The organism is Streptomyces sp. NRRL S-495 (assembly GCF_000966955.1).
Lineage (GTDB): Bacteria > Actinomycetota > Actinomycetes > Streptomycetales > Streptomycetaceae > Kitasatospora > Kitasatospora purpeofusca.
The window spans coordinates 1-2,875 of record NZ_JZWY01001234.1; the positions used below are offsets into that span (position 1 = coordinate 1).

Sequence of the window (2,875 nt, forward strand, 5' to 3'; positions counted from 1 at the left end):
GAGTCGGCGAAGCGGTCGTCGGCGAGCCAGGTCCGGATGTCGGCGAGGGCCTGGTGGACGGCAGCGCGGACCGCGTCGGCCGGTCCGGCCGCGTCCGCGGGCTCCGTGCGGGCGAGCAGGACCGTTCCGGGCACCGGGGCTCCGGCGTCGACGGCGGCCAGCAGCATGGCCAGGTCCGCGGTGCGGTGGACGGGTGCGCCGCCGCCGCGCGAGGGTGCGGTGCCCCACTCCGTCGCGTAGAGGTCCTGGTGGCGCGCGCCCCGGGGGGCGCGGTCGGCGCCGGGGCCGACGGTGCCCGCGGGCCGCAGGACCAGCGCGTCCACGGTCGCCACGGGGGCGCCGGCCGCGTCGGCGACGGTGAGTGCCACCGCGTCGGGTCCGGCCGGGGCGAGCCGGACGCGGATCGCGTCGGCGCCGGTGGCATGCAGGGTCACGCCGTTCCAGGAGAACGGCAGCCGTCCCTCGGGGTGGGCGTCCGCGCCGGCGGTGCCGGGCACGCCGGTGGCGTGCAGGGCCGCGTCCAGCAGGGCGGGGTGCAGTCCGAAGCGGGCGGCGTCGGGGGCGGACCCGGCGGGCGCGACGGCCTCCGCGAACACCTCGTCGCCGCGCCGCCAGGCCGCGCGCAGCCCCTGGAAGGCGGGGCCGTAGGCGAATCCGCCCGCCGCGAAGCGGTCGTACAGCCCGTCGAGGTCGAGGGGTTCGGCGCCGGGCGGCGGCCAGGGCATCGGCCCGCCGGCCTCGGAGCCGGCGGCGCCGTTCGTGCCGTCCGCGCCGTCCGCGCCGTCCTGGGCCAGGACGCCGTCGCCGTGCCTGGTCCACTCGTCGTCCTCGGCGTCGCCGTCGGCGGGTGCGTCCGGCCGGGAGTGCAGGCTGAGCGGGCGGCGGCCCTGGGCGTCGGGCGCGCCCACGGTGAGCCGCAGCACGGTGCCGCCGTGTTCGGGCAGCACCAGGGGGGCTTCGAGGGTGAACTCCTCGACGCGGGGGCAGCCGACGCGGGCTCCGGCCTGGAGCGCGAGTTCCAGGAAGGCGGTGCCCGGGAGCAGGGCCCGGCCGCCGACCGCGTGGTCGGCGAGCCACGGGTGGGTGCGGGTCGACAGGCGGCCGGTGAGGAGCAGGCCGTCGCTGTCGGCGAGGACCACGACGGCGCCCAGCAGCGGATGGTCCGCGGGGGCCAGTCCGGCGGAGGTGACGTCGGCGACGGGCCCGGCGCCGTCCTCCAGCCAGTACGGGTCGCGCTGGAAGGCGTAGGTGGGCAGTTCCACCCGTCCGGGGCGGCGGCCGGCGAAAACGGCGTCCCAGTCCGGGGAGACTCCGCGCAGGTGGAGTTCGGCCAGGGACTCGGTGAACCGGCGCGGGCCGCCGTCGTCGCGGCGCAGGGTGCCCACGGCGGTGGCGTCGGCGCCCGCGTCCTCGGCGGTCTCCAGGACGCCGACCGTGAGGACGGGGTGCGGACTGCTCTCCAGGAGGACCTGGTAGCCGTCGGCGAGCAGGGCGCGGGTCGCCTGTTCGAAGCGGACGGTCCCGCGGAGATTGCGGTACCAGTAGTCGGCGTCCAGGGCGGTGGTGTCCTCCAGCAGGCCGCCGCTGAGGGTGGAGTAGAAGGGGATCGCCGACGGACGGGGGTCCAGTCCGTCGAGCCGGGCGAGCAGTTCGGCGCGGATGTCCTCGACGTGGGCGCTGTGCGAGGCGTAGTCGACGGGGATGCGGCGGCTGCGGACGTCCAGGGCCGTCGTCCGGTCGAGGAACGCGTCGAGCGCGTCGGTGTCGCCGGAGACCACGGTGGAGGCGGGTCCGTTGACGGCGGCGACGGAGAGCCGGCCGTCCCAGGGGGCGAGGTGTTCGGCGACCTGTTCGGCGGGCAGGGCCACCGAGGCCATGCCGCCGCGGCCGGACAGCGCGCGGATCGCCCGGCTGCGCAGGGCGACGACCCGGGCGGCGTCGTCCAGGGAGAGGGCCCCGGCCACGCACGCCGCCGCGATCTCGCCCTGGGAGTGGCCGACGACGGCGCCGGGGGTGATGCCGTAGGAGCGCCACAGTTCGGCCAGGGAGACCATGACGGCCCACAGCGCCGGCTGCACCACGTCGACGCGTTCGGCCGGCGGGGTGCCGGGGGCGCCGCGCAGGACGGCTTCCAGGGACCAGTCGACGAAGGGTGCCAGGGCGCGCTCGCAGTCCGCGACGCGGGCGGCGAAGACGGGGGCGGAGTCGAGGAGCTCGACGGCCATGCCGGCCCACTGGGTGCCCTGTCCGGGGAACACCAGGGCGACTTCGCCGCCGGTTCCGGCGGTGCCGAGGACCAGGCCGGGGGCGGTGCGCCCGGCGGCCAGGGCGTCGAGGCCGGCCCGGAACTCCTCGGGGCGGGTGCCGATCAGGACCGCCCGCTGCTCGTGCGCGGCGCGGGTCGTCGCGAGGGCGTGGCCGACCTCGGCCGGACCGGGCCCGGGGTGGGCGTCGAGGTGGTCACGGAGCCGGGCGGCCTGGGCGCGCAGCGCTTCGGCGGTGCGTCCGGAGAGCACCCAGGGGAGCACGGCGGGGGCGGCGGGGGCGGCGTCCTGGTCCGGGACGGGTTCGTTCGCCTGCTCCAGGACGACGTGTCCGTTGGTGCCGCTGACGCCGAAGGAGGACACCGCGGCCCGGCGCGGCCGTCCGGTCACGGGCCAGGGGGTGTTCGCGGTGACCAGGCGTACCGCGCCTGCGGTCCAGTCGATCTGCGGGGACGGGTCCTGCGCGTGCAGGGTGGGCGGGACGGTGCCGTGCCGCATGGCGAGGACGGTCTTGATGATGCCGCCGACGCCGGCCGCCGCCTGGGTGTGCCCGATGTTGGACTTCAGCGAGCCGAGCAGCAGCGGTTGCCCGTCCGCGCGGTCCTGCCCGT

At 77.8% G+C, this 2,875-nt stretch carries 1 protein-coding gene; it reads right to left on the reverse strand.

Annotated elements, in window-relative coordinates; all coding sequences use genetic code 11:
• Nucleotides 1-2,875, reverse strand: a 2,875-nt coding sequence (locus VR45_RS48175) for a type I polyketide synthase (protein ID WP_045945037.1), incomplete at both ends; no start/stop codon positions are given.